13 protein-coding genes are annotated in these 18147 nt (G+C 64.8%); 11 read left to right on the forward strand and 2 right to left on the reverse strand.

Going from position 1 to position 18147, the window contains the following annotated elements:
- Window positions 1–124: 124 nt before the first annotated feature.
- Window positions 125–4975 carry an NAD-glutamate dehydrogenase gene (locus LW136_RS13470; protein ID WP_102832776.1) on the reverse strand — a complete coding sequence of 1617 codons (4851 nt, stop codon included), beginning with the start codon at window positions 4973–4975 and terminating at the stop codon, window positions 125–127.
- A gap of 210 nt (window positions 4976–5185) precedes the next feature.
- Between LW136_RS13470 and LW136_RS13475 the strand changes: the two genes are divergently transcribed.
- The 10 genes from LW136_RS13475 (at window position 5186) to LW136_RS13520 (ending at window position 15640) form a co-directional block, all read left to right on the forward strand.
- On the forward strand, window positions 5186–6145 hold the full coding sequence (locus tag LW136_RS13475; protein WP_003298329.1) for an AAA family ATPase: 960 nt from the start codon (window positions 5186–5188) through the stop codon (window positions 6143–6145).
- Window positions 6145–7107, forward strand: a complete 963-nt coding sequence (locus LW136_RS13480) for a DUF58 domain-containing protein (protein ID WP_041014324.1) — start codon at window positions 6145–6147, stop codon at window positions 7105–7107. Before LW136_RS13475 ends, LW136_RS13480 begins: the two co-directional genes overlap by 1 nt.
- On the forward strand, window positions 7104–7598 hold the full coding sequence (locus tag LW136_RS13485) for a DUF4381 domain-containing protein (RefSeq protein ID WP_041014325.1): 495 nt from the start codon (window positions 7104–7106) through the stop codon (window positions 7596–7598). Before LW136_RS13480 ends, LW136_RS13485 begins: the two co-directional genes overlap by 4 nt.
- On the forward strand, window positions 7591–8610 hold the full coding sequence (locus LW136_RS13490; RefSeq protein ID WP_041014326.1) for a vWA domain-containing protein: 1020 nt from the start codon (window positions 7591–7593) through the stop codon (window positions 8608–8610). Before LW136_RS13485 ends, LW136_RS13490 begins: the two co-directional genes overlap by 8 nt.
- Window positions 8607–10331, forward strand: coding sequence for a VWA domain-containing protein (locus LW136_RS13495; RefSeq protein WP_041014327.1), 1725 nt, complete (start codon window positions 8607–8609; stop codon window positions 10329–10331). Before LW136_RS13490 ends, LW136_RS13495 begins: the two co-directional genes overlap by 4 nt.
- Window positions 10328–11956, forward strand: a complete 1629-nt coding sequence (locus LW136_RS13500) for a BatD family protein (RefSeq protein WP_041014328.1) — start codon at window positions 10328–10330, stop codon at window positions 11954–11956. The genes LW136_RS13495 and LW136_RS13500 overlap by 4 nt, the downstream gene beginning before the upstream one ends.
- Window positions 11957–12131: 175 nt before the next feature.
- The gene (locus tag LW136_RS13505; RefSeq protein WP_041014329.1) at window positions 12132–13352 is read left to right on the forward strand and encodes a CmpA/NrtA family ABC transporter substrate-binding protein; all 1221 of its coding nucleotides are present in this window, start codon (window positions 12132–12134) and stop codon (window positions 13350–13352) included.
- 14 nt (window positions 13353–13366) lie between these two features.
- The gene (locus LW136_RS13510; protein WP_023445173.1) at window positions 13367–13945 is read left to right on the forward strand and encodes an ANTAR domain-containing response regulator; all 579 of its coding nucleotides are present in this window, start codon (window positions 13367–13369) and stop codon (window positions 13943–13945) included.
- Window positions 13946–14245: 300 nt separating this feature from the next.
- A complete protein-coding gene (locus LW136_RS13515; protein ID WP_041014330.1) occupies window positions 14246–14968 on the forward strand; it encodes a hypothetical protein in 723 nt (240 codons plus the stop codon).
- A gap of 228 nt (window positions 14969–15196) precedes the next feature.
- The gene (locus LW136_RS13520; RefSeq protein ID WP_041014331.1) at window positions 15197–15640 is read left to right on the forward strand and encodes a thioesterase family protein; all 444 of its coding nucleotides are present in this window, start codon (window positions 15197–15199) and stop codon (window positions 15638–15640) included.
- Here LW136_RS13520 and LW136_RS13525 read toward each other — a convergent pair.
- On the reverse strand, window positions 15624–16574 hold the full coding sequence (locus tag LW136_RS13525; protein WP_041014332.1) for a 1-phosphofructokinase family hexose kinase: 951 nt from the start codon (window positions 16572–16574) through the stop codon (window positions 15624–15626). The genes LW136_RS13520 and LW136_RS13525 overlap by 17 nt on opposite strands.
- 357 nt (window positions 16575–16931) lie before the next feature.
- Here LW136_RS13525 and LW136_RS13530 point away from each other — a divergent pair, with 357 nt between their 5' ends.
- Window positions 16932–18143 (forward strand): nitrate/nitrite transporter, encoded by a 1212-nt coding sequence (locus tag LW136_RS13530; RefSeq protein WP_041014333.1) that lies wholly within the window; start codon window positions 16932–16934, stop codon window positions 18141–18143.
- Window positions 18144–18147: the final 4 nt, after the last annotated feature.

Here is an 18147-nt window from a genome sequence, read left to right on the forward strand (position 1 = left end):
AGCAAACACCCATCCGCTAAAAAAAACGCACCGCCCGAGGGCAGTGCGTTTTTCAGTTGCGCCGCATTAATGGCGCGGCCTCTGCCGCGGACGGATCGTCCACAGAGGAAGCCGCAAGGCCTCGTCAGCCATGCCGTACCGACTGCGCCAGCCCCTGCAGCTCGCGGCTGGCGACTGCATAGATGGCGTAGTCGGTGCCGCTGGCGCCGCGCAGCTCGGCCAGCATCGAGCGCCAGCGCTCCATTAACACTGGTCGTTGAGACAACCAGGCGTCGACCCGCTCGCTGATCGCCTCCGGACCGTTCTCCATCTGCAGCACCGATACCGTGATGCTGCGCTGCTGTGAGTCGAGGTCGTCGCGGAAGCTTTCACGCGCCAGGGCCTGCCAGTTGTTGGCAACCGGCAGGTTGGTGAGCAGATGCAGATACCAGGGAAGCTCCAGCGCACCACCGACGGCGAAGTAGGTTGCCGCCACCTGCGCAGGCACCTGGCCAGTTTCGTCAGCGGCCTCCAGAATCGGCAACAGCGTGTACAGATGGCTGGTACCGGCCACCATGCGCGCCAGCAGCTCCGGCACCCCGGCTTCGGTGTAACGCTTATAGCGCTCCTGCCAGCGGTCACGCGTCGAGCCTTGCAGCAGTTCATCGAGCTTCAGACCAAGGGCAGCGACCCGCGGGCCAAAGTGCGCGACGTCGCGTGCGGCATCCAGCTCGCTACGACGATTGCGCAGGAACCAGCGCGTCGCGCGGCGGCCCAGGCGCATCAGCTCATCCATCAAGGCCAACTGCAGCTCCGCCGGTACCTTGTGATCCAGCGCCTCGATCTGCCGGAACCAGTGAGGCAGATGGAAGATGTCGCGCACGATCACGTAGGCTCCGGCGACATTCGCCGCACTCATGCCCGTCGCCTCGTTCAGGCGCTGAACGAAAGTGATGCCCATGTTGTTGACCAGATCGTTGGCAATCTGGGTAGCAACGATTTCGCGCTTGAGGCGATGTTGCAGCATGGCATCGTGGAAACGCTCGCTCAGTTGCTGCGGGAAGGCACTTTCCATTTCGCGGGCGAGGTAGTCGTCGTCCGGCACGCGCGAATCCAGCAGCGCTTTCTTCAGTTCGATCTTGCTGTAGGAAATCAGAACCGACAGCTCCGGCCGGGTCAGCCCCTTGCCGATGCTGGCGCGCTCGGTCAGGGCGTCATCGCTGGGCAGGAACTCGAGCGCGCGGTCGAGCTGCCCCGCCACCTCCAGCGCATTGATCAACCGAACATACTCGGCGGCCCGCTCCCGCGAGCGATGCTGCGCCTGGGACAGCGCCTGGGTCTGCTTGTAGTTGTTCTGCAGCACCAGCTCGGCCACCGCGTCGGTCATTTCGAACAGCAGTTGATCGCGCTGCTTGGCGGTCATGTCGCCAGCGCTGACCACCTCATTGAGCAGGATCTTGATGTTCACTTCATGATCCGAGCAATCGACGCCGCCGGCATTGTCGATGAAGTCGGTATTGCTCGATCCGCCATGCAGCGCGTACTCGACGCGTCCCAGCTGGGTCATGCCGAGGTTGCCGCCCTCGCCCACCACTTTGGCGCGCAGATCGGCACCATTGACCCGCACCGCATCGTTGGCCTTGTCGCCGACTTCGGCGTGGCTTTCGCCGCCGCTCTTCACATAGGTACCGATACCGCCATTCCATAGCAGGTCCACCGGTGCCTTGAGCAGCGCGTGGATCAGCTCGGCTGGAGTCAGCTGATCTGCCTCGATGGCGAAGCGCTCTTTCATCTGTGGCGTGATCGCGACTCGTTTGGCCGAACGCGGGAAGATGCCACCGCCTTCCGAGATCAGCGACACGTCGTAATCGGTCCATGACGAGCGCGGCAGGTCGAACAGGCGCTTGCGCTCGATGAAACTGCGCGCAGGATCGGGATTGGGGTCGATGAAAATATGCAGATGGTTGAACGCGGCCACCAGCTGCAGGGTTTCGGACATCAGCAGACCGTTGCCGAACACATCGCCAGCCATGTCGCCGATACCGATGACGCTGATCACGTCGCTCTGCACGTTGATGCCGCGCTCACGGAAGTGCCGCTGCACCGAAACCCAGGCGCCGCGAGCGGTGATGCCCATCTTCTTGTGGTCGTAGCCTGCCGAGCCGCCCGAGGCAAAGGCGTCACCGAGCCAGAAGTCGTATTCGGCGGCGATGCCGTTGGCGATGTCCGAAAAGCTCGCTGTGCCCTTGTCCGCAGCGACCACCAGATAGGGATCGTCACCGTCATAGCGAAGTACATTGGCGGGCGGAACGACCTGGCCTTCATGCAGGTTATCGGTGATGTCGAGCAGGCCACTGATGAAAATGCGATAGCAGGCGATCGCTTCGGCCTGACTATCATCCCGCGTGCCACTGGTAGGCAGACGACGCGGCACGAAACCGCCTTTCGCGCCGCCGGGAACGATTACCGCATTCTTCACCTGCTGCGCCTTGACCAGGCCGAGCACTTCAGTGCGGTAGTCCTCTTCACGGTCGGACCAGCGCAACCCGCCACGCGCCACCTTGCCGCCGCGCAGGTGCACGCCCTCGACCCGTGGCGAATAGACGAATATCTCGTACATCGGTGCCGGGCGCGGCATCTCCGGGATCGAGCGCGGATCGAGCTTGAAGCTGAAATACGACTTGGGTTTGCCGTTGGCATCCGGCTGATAGAAGTTGGTTCGCAGGGTGGCCTGAATCAGCGCCAGATAGCGCCGCAGAATCCGGTCCTCGTTGAGTACCGCCACCTCATCAAGCGCTGTGAGAATCGCCTGCTCCAGCCGTTGCTGCTTGTCTGCCAGATCCTCGTCACCGAGCTTGCGCGCCAAGTAGAAGCGCATCTTGAACAGCCGCACCAGCTCGCGGGCGATATCCGTGTGGTTGAGCAGCGCGCTGGCAATATAGCCAAGGTCGAAGCCCATGCGGATCTGCTTGAGATAGCGCGCATAGGCGCGCAGCAGCGCCACTTCCCGCCAGGCCAACCCGGCGGTCAGCACCAGACGGTTGAATCCATCGTTCTCGGCAAAGCCACCGTAGATATGGATGAACGCATCCTGCAGCGCCTCGTTGATCTCCAGCAGGTCGATTTCCAGACCTTCGGCATAGGTAAAGGCGAAGTCGTGTATCCAGTACTCACGGCCGCCTCGGTCACGCAACCGGAACGGAAACTCGCCGAGCACCCGCAGCCCCAGGTTCTCCATGATCGGCAGGATGTCCGACAGCGGCAGCGGTGTATTCAGGTGGTAGAGCTTGCAGTGCAGGCGGTTCTCTTCAGCCGTGATCGGCTGATAGAAGCTCATCACCAGCGGGCGTTCCTCGCTGAGGTCGAGCACATGCTGCATGTCGACGGTGGCCGATTGCGGCGAGAAGCGCTCGCGGTAGCCGGCCGGGAAACCTTTCGGAAACTCGCTGAGCAGATGGGTGCCCCTGGCCTCGCCGAAGCGCTCGACCACCAGGCTCTGGTAATCGTCCTGCCACGTACGGCATGCCTGCAGCACTTCCTGCTCCAGACGCACCGTATCCACCTGCAGCGCGCGGCTGGGGTCCAGACGCAGGATGAACTGCACGCGCGTCAGCACCGATTCGGAAAAATAGGTGGAGAACTCGCAGTCGCTGGCTTCGAGCCGCTCCTGCAGCACCTGCTGGATTTTCAGCCGTGTCTCGGTGGAGTAACTGTCACGCGGCACGTACACCAGGCAGTAGCAGAAACGCCGATAGGGGTCGAAACGCAGGAACAGCCGTAGCCGATTGCGTTCCTGGATCTGCACGATGGCGATGGCGTTTTCGAACAGCTCGTCGATCGGCGCTTGGAACAGCTCGTCACGCGGCAGCACCTCGAGAACCTGCACCAGCTCCTTGGCCAGATGCGCGGAGCTGCCGAAATTGGCGCGCAGCACGACCGTCTCGACCTTGCGGCGGATGAACGGGATGCGTCGCACGCTCTGGGTGTAGACCGACGAGGTGAACAGGCCGAGGAAGCGGCATTCGCGAACCACCCGCCCCTCGTCATCGAATTCACGCACCGAGACGAAGTCCGGGTAAGCCGGACGGTGCACGCGGCTGGGCATGGCCGCCTTGGCGAACGACAGCAGCAGCGGCTCACGCAGGTAGCTGACCGATTGGCCGGTGAGCGATTGCTCTTCCTCGGAAAGCCCGGTGCGCATGCTGCGCGACAGACCCAGCAGCGAGCTTTCGTCATAGACGATGCGGCCGCCGTCGGCCTGTTCCTGCACGGAGAACTCTTCGTAGCCGAGGAAGGTGAAATGGTCGTCCGCCAGCCAGCGCATGAAGTCGCGGATCTCTTCCAGCTCGTCGCCGTCGATGCTCAGGTTGACCTGCTCCAGACGCCCTTGCAGCTCGACCGCCTTGCCCTTCATCGCCGCAAAGTCACCCACCACCTGACGCACATCAGCCAGCACACCCAGCAGTGACTGCTCGAGCTCGCGCAGGGCCGTCGGGCTGGCGCAGCGATCGATCTCGACGAAGATCAACGATTCGGCGTGGCTGTCAGCGGCGCGCTCGTCCTTGGGCAGCAGCTCCAACAAGCTGCCGTCGGCCCCGCGACGCACCTGCAGCACGCTGGTTTGCAGGGTATGGATGCTGTAGCCGCGGCGCGTCAGCTCCATGCGCACCGAATCGACCAGGAACGGCATGTCCGGATGCAGCACCTCGACCACGCTGTGGGTCGATTGCCAGCCATGCTTCTCGAAGTCGGGGTTGAATACCTGCGCCTCGGGTTTGGCGGGATCGAAGCGCTCCAGCAGGCGCCAGCTGGCCAGTGTCGAGCCGACCAGATCGCTCATGCGCCGTTCGGTGAGTTCTGGCAGCGCGACGATGCCGAAGAACTGTTCGGCGAACAGACTCAATTGCGGCAGGATTTTCGGGTCTACGTGTTGCGCTAACGCTGTCTGCAATTGCTGCTGAAAGTCGGCCTTGCTGGCCGCTGAAAAGAACGCCATGTATGGCTCCGCTTGGCTTGCTGGGGAAAGAGACGTCGGTAGTGACTGACGGCACAGGACGAAGGTTCAAGGTTAGTCTAGTCGAGTGTTAATGCAGTAAAGTGGCGCTTCTCCTGCAGTCGCCTGCGACTGTCTGTAGCAGGCAATAGCAGCCGGCGTCTCTGCCCGCCGCGCCAGCCGATTTGCCGCCCACCTGGAAGACTCGAAACGATGGATCACCGTGAATCGATAATCGCGCTGCGACAGTTCCTGTCCACCCAGATCCTGGGGCAGGAACGGCTGATCGAACGTCTGCTGATCGCCCTGCTCGCCGACGGGCACATGCTCGTCGAAGGCGCGCCGGGTCTGGCCAAAACCCGCGCCATCAAGGAGCTCGCCGAAGGCCTGGAGGCGGAATTCCATCGAATCCAGTTCACTCCCGACCTGCTGCCCGCCGACATCACCGGCACCGAGATCTATCGACCGGAGACCGGTAGCTTCGTGTTCCAGCAGGGGCCGATCTTCCACAACCTGGTACTGGCCGACGAAATCAACCGGGCGCCGGCCAAGGTGCAATCGGCGCTGCTCGAAGCCATGGCCGAGCGCCAGGTCAGCGTTGGTCGCAGCACCTACGACCTGCCGCCGCTGTTCCTGGTGATGGCGACGCAGAACCCGATCGAGCAGGAAGGCACCTACCCCCTGCCCGAAGCACAGCTCGACCGCTTCCTGCTGCACGTGAAGATCGGCTTCCCCGACGCCTCGGTGGAACGACGCATCCTGCAGCAAGCCCGTGGCGAGGCGATCAATGGCGAGGCGGCGCCGGAACATCGGGTCAGCCAGCAGGCGATCTTCGCCGCGCGCAAGGACATCCTCGGCCTGTACATGGCCGATGCGGTGGAGGAATACCTGGTGCAGCTGGTCATGGCCACGCGTACCCCGGCCAAGTTCGATGCCGAACTGGCCGAATGGATAGCCTATGGTGCGAGTCCGCGGGGTTCGATCTCGCTGGACCGCTGCGCCCGTGCCCATGCCTGGCTGGCCGGGCGCGATTTCGTCAGCCCCGAGGACATCCAGGCGATGCTTTTCGATGTGCTGCGTCACCGCCTGATTCTCTCCTTCGAGGCAGAAGCCGCCGGCATTGATCAGGACCGGGTCATCCAGCGCATTCTCGACGTGGTCGCGGTGGCCTGATGCAACCGCAGGCTTCCGCCGCCGGGCAGCCAACCGAGCAGGGCTCCGGTATCCGTGTGAGCCTGGCCGAACTCATCGATATGCGTCATCGCGTCCGTGAAGTGCCGCTGTTTTCCACACCGCATCGCCGCAGCCCGCTGGTCGGGCTGCATCATTCCAAGCTGCGCGGGCGTGGCGTCGATTTCGACCAGGTTCGCATCTATCAGCCCGGCGACGACGTGCGCACCATCGACTGGCGCGTCACCGCACGCACCCAGGAGCCGCACACCAAGCTGTTCCATGAAGAACGCGAGCGGCCGATCTATATCGTGGTCGAGCAGAGCCCGCGACTGTTCTTCGGCAGCGGCCGACTGTTCAAGTCGGTGCTGGCGGCGCAGGCGGCGAGCCTGATCGGCTGGGCGGCGCTCAGCCACAATGATCGGGTTGGCGGGCTGGTGTTCGGCGACGAGCGTCAGGAAATCAAGCCACGGCGCAGCAAGCAGAGCCTGCTGCAGCTGCTGAATCGCGTCACCCGCGCCAACAATCGCCTGCAGCCAGACAACCCGATCGACCCCAACGCTTTCAGCATGGCCCTGCGCCGGGCACGGGAAGTGCTGCGTCCGGGCAGTCTGTCGGTGATTCTCTGCGACGAGCGCACCCTCACCGATGCCGCCGAGCAGCAGCTCAGCCTGCTCGCGCGCCATGTCGACCTGCTGTTGCTGCCGCTGTTCGATCCACTGGATCACGCCCTGCCCGCGGCCGGCCTGCTGCGCTTCAGCGAAGGCAATGCGCGGCTTGAACTGGATACCCAGGATGCGGATCTGCGTCAGCGCTACCGCGAGCAGGGCGAGGCGCGCAGCGCCCGCTGGCAGCGTCTGGCCGATCGCCTGCGGGTGCCGCTGATGCCGCTGGACACCCAGCACGATCTGGTCGAGCAGTTGCGCGAGCACCTGAGCGTCCGCCATCCGAGCGCACGGCGATGAATCCGCTCGATCAACTCGCTCCGCTGATCAGCCCCGACCCGATCAGCTGGTGGCCTCCAGCGCCGGGCTGGTGGCTGCTCGGCCTGGTGCTGCTGATGGCGCTTGGCTTGCTCTGGCGACTTCGTCACCGGCTGCTCAGGCGCAAGCCCCATGTGCAGCCGGAGCCACCGCTGGAGCCGCAGCGTCAGGAGGCGCTCATCGAGCTTTCGCGCTTGAGCAAACCCTACGGCGGGCAACCGGCCAGCCAGTGGCTGCAACAACTCAATGGGCTGCTCAAGCGGCTCTGTCGCATTCGTTATCCCAACGACCACCCGCACACACTCAGTGGGCGTGCGTGGCTGGCCTTTCTCGACAACCGCTGCCCGGCCGCCGGGCTGACCCGCTGGATGATTCTTGTCGAAGGTGCCTACCGGGCCGAGTGCCGCCTCGACGACAAGGCAATCGACGGGCTCGAACAGGCCGTCGACATCTGGATCCGCAAGCATGTTTGAACTGGCCTGGCCCTGGGTCTTCCTGCTGCTACCGCTGCCCTGGCTGCTGCGCGCACTGCTGCCGCCTGCCGATAGCGGCGAAGCCGCGCTGAAGGTCAGCTTCCTCGACGAACTGCAGCAGCTGTCCGGCCGGCGCGCGCGTGTCGCCCTGCCTGCCTGGCGCCAGCAACTGCCCTACCTGACCATCTGGCTGTTGCTGCTGTTCGCCGCAGCACGCCCCCAGTGGCTGGGTGAACCACTGCCGCTGCCCACCAGCGGCCGCGATCTGCTGCTGGCAGTGGACGTCTCCGGCTCGATGGATTACCCCGACATGCAGTGGCAGGACGAGGAGCTGACGCGGCTGGAACTGGTCAAGGTGCTGCTCGGCGACTTCATCGAGGAGCGTCGTGGCGATCGCGTCGGCCTGATTCTCTTCGGCAGCAAGGCCTATCTGCAGGCGCCACTGACCTTTGATCGCCACACCGTGCGAGTCTGGCTGGACGAAGCCCGGGTTGGCATCGCCGGCAGCAACACTGCGATAGGGGACGCCATCGGCCTGGCGGTTAAACGCCTCAGGGAGCGACCGGCGAACAGTCGTGTGCTGGTACTGATCACCGACGGTGCCAACAACGGTGGCGAAATCGAGCCGCTGCTGGCGGCCTCGCTGGCCGCCGAAGAAGGCGTGCGGGTCCACACCATCGGCATCGGCGCCGTGCCGGAAGAAGGTGGCGTGCTCAGCCGCTTCGGTTTCAACCCTGGCCTGGACCTCGACGAGCCGACTCTGCGCGCCATTTCCGAGCAAACCGGCGGTGAGTATTTCCGCGCCTCGTCGAGCGCAGAGCTGAAGGCGATCGGCGACACGCTGGATCGTCTCGAGCCGGCAGCGCAGCAACCAGCCCAGGCCCGTGTGGCCGAGGCCCTGTACATCTGGCCGCTGTCGGCGGCTTTGCTGATCAGCCTGCTGATGGTCGCGGCCAGCCTGTGGAGCGCACAGTTGCAGCGCCTGGCCTGGCGACGGGAGCAGCGCCGATGAGCGAGCTGCTACCCCATCTGTTACGGCCATACTGGCTGCTCATCCTGCCCCTGCTGATCTGGCTGCTGTGGCGGCTCTGGCATCGGCAGCTACAGGTCGGTCGCTGGCAGCGTCTGCTGCCGGAAGCCTTTCATGCCGCCCTGCTGACCCGTGGCCGACTGCGCCACAGCCGCCTGCCCTGGCTGGTGCTGGGCCTGGCCTGGCTGCTGGCGGTCATCGCATTGCTCGGGCCCAGCTGGCAGCGCTTCGAACAGCCGAGCATCAAGCGCAGCGATCCCCTGGTGGTGCTGCTGGAACTCACGCCATCGATGCTCGCCAGCGACGCACCACCCACTCGCCTGGAACAGGCCAAGCGCAAGCTGCTGGATCTGCTCGAGCGCCGGCAGGACGTACAGACCGCCGTCGTGGTATTCGCCGGCAGCGCCCACACCGTGGTGCCGCTATCCGATGACCTGGCGACCACCCGCAACCTGCTCGACGCCCTGCACCCGACGCTGATGCCCGAGCAGGGCCAGCGCGCGGACCTTGCCGTCGCCAAAGGCCTCGCCCTGCTCGAACAGGCTGGCCTGGGGCGCGGGCGCTTGCTGCTGATCGGCAGCAGTCTGGACGAGCACGAGCGCAGCGCCATCGTCACGCTGATGGAAGGCAGAAACGAGCAACTGCTGATACTCGGCGTCGGCACCGAACAAGGCGCGCCCATCGCCGGCAAGGACGGCAGTTTCATCAAGGATGCCCAGGGCGCAATCCTCATCCCGCGGCTGGACAACGCCAGACTGCAACGCCTGGCCAACGAGCTGGGGGGGCGCTATCAGCGCGCGCGGCTGGGTGACGACGACCTGACGGCCCTCGGTCTGCTCGATCAAACTGGCACGTTGCGCCAGGACGATGAAATCACGCGGCTGGAAGCCTGGCTGGATCAGGGGCACTGGCTGCTGTTGCCACTGCTCTTGCTGGCCGCACTCGCCGGTCGCCGCGGCTGGTTGTTCTGCCTACCGCTATTGCTGCTGCAGCCGCAGCCTGCCAATGCCTTCGAGCTAGAGGATCTCTGGCTACGTCGCGATCAGCAGGGCCAACGCCTGTTGGACGCGGAGCGGCCGGCCGAGGCCGCCGAGCGCTTCACCGATCGCCGCTGGCAGGCCACCGCCCGCTATCAGGCCGGCGACTATGCCGGCGCGGCAGAACTGTTCGCCGAAGGCAACACGGCGGCCGATCACTACAACCGTGGCAATGCCCTGGCTCGTAGCGAAGCCTTCGAGGCCGCCATCGAAGCCTATGACCAGGCGCTGGACCTGCAGCCTGATCTACAGGCGGCGCAGCGCAACAAGGCGCTGATCGAAGAGCTGCTGCGCCGCCAGCAGGAACAGCCCGAGCCCGAGCAGGAACAGAATCAGCAGGACGAGCAAACCGAAGAACCACTGCCGCAACCCGAGCAGCCGCAATCACAGGAAGCGCGCTCTGCCCATTCCCCTTCGCCGGAGGATGCTCAGGGCGAGCCGTCCAGCGAAGCCAGCGGCGCCTCACAGCCATCGACAACCGAAGCCACGCCCGAGACCGAAGAAATGGATGGCAGCGCGGCCCAGGTGGAACACGAGGCGCTCCCCGAGCAGGAGCGGCAACAGGCGATGGAGCAATGGTTGCGGCAGATTCCGGACGATCCCGGCGAGCTGCTGCGACGAAAATTCCTCTACGAACAACGCAAGCACCAGGAAACCAATCGATGATGCGCCTGATGGCTTTTCTTCTGCTCGGCCTCCTTGCTGGTCAGGCCGCAGCCGCCGGCCTGTTCGCCCGGGTTGACCGCACCCAGCTGAGCATTGACGAAACCCTGGAGCTGAGCCTGGAAAGCCAGGGCAGCACGGTATTCGGCAAGCCCGACCTGCAGCCGCTGGAGCCATTGTTCGAGGTGTTCGACACCCGTCAGGTCAACCAGCTTTCCAGCAGCAACGGCGAAGCCCATGCGATCACACGCTGGTTGATTACCCTGCGGCCGAAGCAGACCGGCTACGTGATCATCCCGCCGCTGCAACTGGGCGACTGGCGCAGCGAGCCGATCACATTGATGGTCCAGGAATCGCTGAAAAATACCGAAAGCGACCAGCTGGCCCCGATCTTCATCGATGCCAGCGTCGATCAGGAAAACGTTTACGTTCAGGCCCAGGTGATTCTTACCCTGCGCATCTATCATTCGGTTTCGCTGTACGACGACAGCACCCTCTCGCCGCTGCAGATGCCGGAAGCCCTGGTCGAACGGCTCGGTGAGCCACGCACCTACGAGAAAACCATCAACGGCATTCGCCACGGCGTCATCGAAGTGCGCTATGCGCTGTTCCCGCAGAAGTCCGGCGAGCTGACCATCCCTGCCCAACTGTTCAGCGCCACCACCGTGACCAATGGCAGCAACCCGCTGTTCGGCTCGCGTTCGGGCCGCTCGACACAGGTCAGATCACCAAGCATCCCGCTGACGGTCAAGCGCAAACCGGCGGACTACCCCGCCGCGGCGCCCTGGCTACCGGCACGCAGCCTGACCCTGGTCGAGGCCTGGAGCCCGGAGCCCGATCAGGCACAGACCGGCGAATCGCTCACCCGCAGCCTGTTGCTCAAGGCCGAAGGCCTGACCAGCACCCAGTTGCCCGCCATCGGTTCTGCCCAGAGCCCCGACCTGCGCCGCTACCCGGATCAACCGATCCTGGCCAACGAAGTCAGTGGCGCGGGTCTGGTCGGTAGCCGCGAGCAGCGCGAGGCGCTGATTCCCACGCGCAGCGGCGCGTTGCAGTTACCCGCCGTGGAAGTGGTCTGGTGGAACACCGTGGAAGACCGGCTGGAACGCACCACGCTGGACAAACGGACCCTGAATGTCGCCGATAATCCGAATCTCGCGCCGACGCCCGCCGAGCAACCGGCCGCAACGCCACTACCTGCCGAGCAGCAGCTACTGTGGCCCTGGCAGCTGAGTACCCTGCTCTTCGCCCTGTCCACCCTCGCCGGCTTCGGACTGTGGCTACACGCGCGGCGGCAACCCGCAGTGCAGCGCGCACTGCAGCCTGGTCCGACCCCACGCAGCCTGCTCGACGACCTGCGTCGCGCCTGCCAGGCCAACGATTCCCAGGCCACTCGCCAGGCACTGGACGCCTGGGCACGGCAACAACCGGAGACGCTGGCCGACATGGCCGCCCGCTTCGTACCGCTGTCCGATGCGCTGGACGGGCTCAACGGTGCGCTTTACAGCGAGGCCGGCCAGCGCTGGCAGGGGGAAGCACTCTGGCAGTCGATCCAGGCGCTACCTCCGGCAACCAGCCCCAGTGTCGCGCACGACCAGAGCGCCCTGCCACCACTGTATCCACGCTGACCGGCAACGCCGCACCGCTTCACACCAGACGCGCCTGACCAACGCGGTGCACGGGCACCGCATGGCGCACCACTTTCTCGCTGGCATATCGCTTGCTTCAGGCTTGGTAGACCACTCCTGATCCGTCGCGCACAGTTAACTGTGCCGCACGCTTCGCAATCGAAAGGCCCACAGCATGACCGAACCCTCTACATCGCCCCGCCACGATGCACTGGCCTGGGTTGCCGGCAGCGATGCACCGGAAAAGAGCTCGCTCAACCTGGGCTTTCTGCCACTTACCGATGCCGCCTCGCTGATCGTCGCCGCCACTCAGGGCTTCGCCCAGCCCTTCGGCCTGACGCTCAACCTGCACCGCCAGAACTCCTGGTCGGGCCTGCGCGACAAGCTGATCGGCGGTGAACTGGACGCAGCGCACGGCCTGTACGGACTGATATATGCCGTGCACCTGGGAATCGGCGGCAGCCGCGCGGTGGATATGGCGGTGCTCATGGGGCTAGCGCAGAACGGCCAGAGCATCAACCTGTCGACCCCGCTCAAGGCAGCCGGCGTGACCGATCCCGAGGCATTGCGCAACAGCGTGCGCCAAAGCGGTGCACGCCTGACTCTCGCGCATACCTTCCCCACCGGCACCCACGCGCTGTGGCTCTATTATTGGCTGGCCGCCAATGGTATCCACCCGCTGCAGGATGTGCGGACGCTGGTGCTGCCGCCATCGCAGATGGTGGCGTACCTGCAGGCCGGGCGCATCGACGGTTTCTGCGCCGGCGAACCCTGGGGCGCGCAGGCGATCGCCGAGGGGGTCGGCTTCACCCTCGCAACCAGCCAGTCGATATGGCCGGATCATCCGGAAAAGGTGCTCGGCTGCACCCGCGCATTTGTTGAGCAGTACCCCAACACCGCGCGCGCACTGGTGATGGCGGTGCTCGAAGCGAGTCGCTTCATCGACCAGAGCCAGGAAAACCGCCGCAGCACCGCACAGCTGATTGCCGGGAGCGAGTATGTCAACGCGCCGCTGGCAGCCATCGAATCACGCTTTCTCGGCTCGTATCAGGATGGGCTGGGCAACGCCTGGAATGACCAACACCCGCTGCGCTTCTTTGCCGATGGCGCGGCGAACATGCCCTACCTGTCCGACGGCCTCTGGTTCATGACCCAGCTGCGGCGCTGGGGCCTGTTGCGCCAGGACCCGGACTACCAGCTGGTTGCAAGCCAGGTGCAACAGATCGAGCTGTACCGACAGGCTGTCGAAGCGCTGGGTATCACCGTGCCGGAGTCGCCCATGCGCAGCGCCACGCTGATGGATGGCAAGACCTGGGACGGCAGCGATCCGGCAGCCTACGCCCGCAGTTTCCCGCTGCACGCCATGGCCGATCAGGCCATGGCGGCTGCCCTTTGAGCAGGGGATCAGACATGTTGCGCATCCTGCTGATCGACGACACCCCACGCAAGATCGGGCGCCTGCGAAGCGCGCTGATCGAGGCCGGCTTCGAAGTCATCGATGAATCCGGCCTGACCATCGATCTGCCCGAGCGGGTCGAGACAATCCGCCCGGACGTGGTGCTGATCGACACCGACTCACCGGGCCGCGATGTGCTGGAGCAAGTGGTGCTGGTCAGCCGCGATCAACCACGGCCCATCGTCATGTTCACCGACGACAGTGACCCGGATGCCATGCGTCAGGCCATCCGCGCCGGGGTCAGCGCCTATATCGTCGAGGGCATTCAGGCCCAGCGGCTCAAGCCGATCCTCGATGTGGCGATGGCGCGTTTCGAGACCGACCAGGCGATCCGCGCGCAATTGCAGGCCCGCGAGCAGCAACTCGCGGAACGCAAGCGCATCGAGCTGGCCAAGGGCATGCTGATGAAGATGCGCGACTGCAAGGAGGAAGAGGCCTACACCCTGATGCGCCGCCAGGCGATGAGTCGCCAGCAGAAGCTGATCCAGGTCGCCGAGCAGATCATCGCCATGAACGAGCTGCTTGGGCAGTGAGCTGCCCGCCCGCAGCGCAACCGCTCGACCAAACGCACCATCGGCGAGCGTGCTCTCGGTCCCTCGGCATGGACCGTGAGACAGCCGCAACGCCACCATCCGCCACGACGCGGCGTTCAGCCGAAAGCCTGCAGCAAGCGGCAGGCTGGCAAGCAGCTTGCTAGATGGATTGGCCGAGCCAACGAAGGCGTCCGGCAAAGACGAAGGCGTCCCTGCACCGCATGTTTCGACATGCCGGTCCGGACGCCTTTTTTGTTGCCCGCGCGGCAGTGCCGCGCGCTCACTTCAGGGATTTGCAGAATGACCATCACCGCGACCTTGGCGATCACCTGTGCACTGTTGATGCTGGGCCACTATCTGAACGGCATGGCCAGCGCACAACATTCCCGACGCGTAGCGCAGTTGCGCCTGCTGGCAGTTCAGGAAGATCTGGAGATTCTCCGCCTGCTGCAACAGCATCGCGGTCTGGGCGTACAGAGCGAACCCACTGCGGTAGCGCTGCGCTGCGCGCTGGCGACAAGCCTGACGCAACGTCTGCAACAGCGCAGTGCCCTGCCCGATGCGTATTCGATAACCGAAGGCTGGCTGGTTCTGCGCAACAACCCTGCCGATTTCGACGGGCATTGCGCTCTGATCGAAACCCTTATCGATACGCTTGAGAAGCGGGCGCCGATATCGAGCAACGAACCCGCCGAAGCCGCTCGCGCCTGCCGCGAACTGGAAGACGTGGCACGCCTGCGCGGCCTCTGCGTCGTCGCCTCGAATCAGGGCGGCTGCACGCCGGCTTTGCAAAAGCGCCTGAAAGCACTCTGTCGGCGCATGGCTACAGACACCGATATGGAGCTGAAGCGGCTGGTCGGCAAGCTTGAGCGCAGCGTGATCCATGCAGCCCAACCGAGGCTGAGCCCGCCCGAGTGTTTTGCCCTGGTCACTCCCTTCATCGACGCGCGCCTGCAATTGATCCAGCAACGTCTGCAGCACAGTGGCGCGCAAGCGCAGCACGGCTTGCGTCGGGTGGGCTGACGAATCGAGGTTGCGGGGTCTGCCTCCGCTCCACTCGTAGCCGCCACCGCATGGCTACGTGCAGGCGCCGCTCCACCTAGGGCCTCCAGTAGGAGCGACCTCGGCCGCGAATGGGCCCGCCCGGTGCCAGCCCATTCGCGGTCAAGACCGCTCCCACGAGCCCGCATCTAACCTGGGCGAATGACACAACGCTAGAATGCGCACCTTCGACCGATTACCGAGCGACCCATGGCGCGTCTTACCCTGCATTTCCCGGAAGACCAGTACTGCTTTTCCACCCAGCTCACCGTGCGAATCACCGACATCAACGCCGGCAACCATCTGGCCAACGATTCGATGATCTCGATGATTTCCGAGGCGCGGGCGCGCTTCCTGTTCGCCTACGGGGTTGCCGAGACCCGTCAGGACGGTGCTGGCATCATCGTGACCGACCTTGCCACGACCTACAAAGCCGAAGCCCATGCCCGTGATGCGCTGCTGTTCGAGGTCGGCGTGATGGATTTCAACAAGTACGGCGGCGATATCATCTTCCGCATCACCCGCCCTGCCGACGACACACTGATCGCCATGGCCAAATCCGGTTTCGTCTTCTACGACTACGCCCAAAGCCGCGTCGTCGCCATGCCCGAGGCGTTCGCCGGCAAGTTTCCGCGGGTCAACCGGATCGACTAGGGGCGTCAGCCACAGATTGCAGCAACCGCTGGACATCCTCGCGATGACACAGCTCGGTGCCGGGACGCATCACCGTCGCGGCACCCGCGGCAATGCCCCGGCACACCGCATTCTGTAGCGAGCGCGCCTCGGCCAGCGCCAGCACCATGGCGCCGAGCATGCTGTCACCCGCACCCACCGCGCTGACCACCGGGACATCCGCCGACGGCAGGCGCTGCAGCTCATCGCCACAGGCGTACAGCGCACCCTGGGCTCCCAGCGACAACACGACCACTTCGGCGCAGCCCTGAGCGATCAGGCGGCGCAGCGCTGCCGCCTGTTCGGCCTCGCTGGAGATGGGGTAGCCCACAAGGCTGGACAGCTCGTCGAGGCTCGGCTTCATCAGGTATGCACCGCCCTGCCGGGCGGCGTGGCGTAATGGCTCGCCGGACAGATCGACGACCAGCCGCGCACCGATACCGCGCGTCAATGCCAGCAGCTCGTCGTAGAAACCCAGGTCGACGCCAGGTGGAAAGCTGCCGCTCAGCACCACATAGGCCGGCGCTGGCTGCAGCGCTACGAGGCTGTCGAGGCAACGCTGAAGTTCCTGCGCGGATAGCGTCGGACCGGGCAACACGAAACGGTACTGCAGGCCTGAGCCCAGCTCGTCGACAGTGAAACTCTCGCGGGTATCGCCAGTAATGGACACCGGACGATGCACCAGACCCAGTTCGTCCAGCGAACGTTTCAGGAGATCGCCAAAGGGCCCTCCAGCCGGATAGATGGCGATCGCCCTGCCCCCGAGCGTCTTCACCACCCGCGCCACGTTGATCCCGCCGCCACCCGGGTCGTGGCGCGGCAGCGAACACCGCAGCTTTTCGGTACTGATCACACGGGCGGTGCTGACGGAAAGGTCCATCGCGGGGTTGAGGGTCAGGGTCGCAATCAGAGGCATCGCTCGCTCCTTGGCAAAAGCCGCTCAAGACTAACAGCAAGCGCGACCAGGTTTTACCTGACGCGCCGCCCTGATTTGGCGCGCGGTTGCGCGCTATCTGTGCGCTTTGTCGTCGTGCGGCATCTGCTTAGCCACGCCGAACGCACAGAATCGGCGGCCTCCGCAGGCTGGCACGCTAGATGCTAGTTCCGCTTCAGGCAGGCCAACGGCGGTCTGCAATATCACGACAAAGGCGTCGCACCACACCTGCTCCCGCAGGCGTGCTGCGGCGCCTTTTTGTTTTCCGCCTCGACGAGGGGGCGGTCTGAGCAGCCCTAGCGGCCAACGCCGCGTCACGAACGCCCTGGAGCCGATCCAATGAGCACGAGTTTCTGGAAAGCCGGCCACGCGCCGACCCTGTTTGCCTCCTTCCTCTACTTCGACCTGAGCTTCATGGTCTGGTACGTCCTCGGCCCGCTGGGCGTGCAGATCGCCGCCGATCTCGGCCTGACCACCCAGCAACGCGCCTTCATGGTCGCCACGCCGATCCTCGCCGGTGCCGTACTACGTCTCGCGCTGGGCATCCTGGCGGATCGCACATCGCCGAAAACCGCGGGGCTGTTTGGCCAGAGCGTCGTCATCGTCGCGCTGTTCGTCGCCTGGCTGCATGGCATCCACAGCTACGAGCAGGCTTTGCTGCTCGGCCTGTTCCTCGGCATGGCCGGCGCATCCTTTGCCGTCGCGCTGCCGCTGGCCTCACAGTGGTATCCGGCAGAGCACCAGGGCAAGGCGATGGGCATCGCCGGTGCCGGTAACTCCGGCACTGTGCTGGCGGCCCTGTTCGCGCCGGTCCTGGCGGCCATCTTCGGCTGGAACAACGTATTCGGCCTGGCGCTGATCCCGCTGGTCCTCACCCTAATAATCTTCGCCAGCGTGGCGAAGAATGCGCCCAACCGCCCGGCGCCGAAGTCGCTGGCCGATTACATGAAGGCGCTGGGCGACCGCGACAGCTGGTGGTTCATGTTCTTCTACAGCGTGACCTTTGGCGGCTTTCTCGGCCTGGCCAGCACCCTGCCCGGCTATTTCCACGACCAGTACGCCTTCGACCCGGTCAAGGCCGGCTACTACACCGCTGCCTGCGTCTTCGCCGGCAGCCTGCTGCGGCCCCTTGGCGGCGCTCTTGCCGACCGCATCGGCGGCATCCGTGCACTGCTGGTGATGTACACCGTCGCCGCCTTCTGTATCGCCGTGGTGGGGTTCAATCTGACCAGTTCGACTGCAGCGTTGGCGCTGTTCGTGGTCGCCATGCTCAGCTTGGGTGCCGGCAACGGTGCGGTGTTCCAATTGGTGCCGCAGCGCTTCAACAAGGAGATCGGCGTGATGACCGGACTGGTCGGCATGGCCGGCGGTATCGGCGGCTTTCTACTCACCGCCGGGCTTGGCGCAGTCAAACAATCGACCGGTGACTACCAGTTCGGCCTCTGGCTATTCGCCAGCCTCGGCGTGCTCGCCTGGTTCGGTCTCTATGGCGTCAAGCGTCGCTGGCGCACCACCTGGGGTTCTGCTGCGGTAACCGCAGCACGGGTGTGATGCC

This window comes from Stutzerimonas kunmingensis (genome assembly GCF_021432085.1).
In the GTDB taxonomy this organism is placed as follows: domain Bacteria; phylum Pseudomonadota; class Gammaproteobacteria; order Pseudomonadales; family Pseudomonadaceae; genus Stutzerimonas.